The organism is Campylobacter sp. BCW_6871, assembly GCF_001762325.1.
Taxonomy (GTDB): domain Bacteria; phylum Campylobacterota; class Campylobacteria; order Campylobacterales; family Campylobacteraceae; genus Campylobacter_D; species Campylobacter_D jejuni.
Genome location: NZ_MJWQ01000072.1, coordinates 1 through 708, shown reverse-complemented (window position 1 = coordinate 708; position 708 = coordinate 1). Strand labels below are relative to the sequence as shown.

The 708-nt window shown below is 26.3% G+C and carries 1 pseudogene; it reads right to left on the bottom strand.

Going from position 1 to position 708, the window contains the following annotated elements:
- Window positions 1-708 (bottom strand): annotated as a pseudogene (locus AJ930_RS10630) (motility associated factor glycosyltransferase family protein); the annotation flags it as partial.

Below are 708 nucleotides of genomic sequence, written 5' to 3'. Positions count from 1 at the left end.
AGCTTTAAGTAAAGAAAGTTGTTTAGCTAAACTAGGTCCTGCAGAAACTACTATAGCATTTTCAAATTTGTTTTTTCTTTCATTTAAGATTCTTTGAAAAGGAATGCTTTCAAGCATAGAAGGGATGTTTTGTAAAAGATGAGAATAGCACTCAAAAGAAAGATCAGAATTAGAACCTAAATTTCTTATCACAACTTTTATATTTTTCTCGCAAAGCTCATCTGCTTTATACCAGATATCCTCATAAAACTTTTTATAATAAACATTATTCACAAACATTTCATACAAACTTAAGTACTCAAACATATCTTTCATATCAAAAAGTATAAGCAGTTGAATATCTACTCTTTCTTCTTCGATATCCACAAGATAAATTTTTCCACTACAAAGCTCTTCACTCAAATCCAGTGTACTTAAAGCCAGGATAAAAAGTTCTATTTCACTTTCAAATACAAAAAGATGTTTATAGTGTTTAGCTAAATTTTTAATAAGCAAAGCATTGCCTATACCATAAATACATATAAAAGGATATCTAGGAGTTTTTTCTAAAATACTTTGATAGAAAAAATTTAATTCTTCTTCTAAGTTTTCATACATGAAAACATTATGAGTTTTATCAAAGATATTTAAATTTTCATCTATATTAAAACGAGAACAAGTTTTATTTTGTATGAAATTTAAAAGTTTATTTCCTAAGGGTTCATTTAC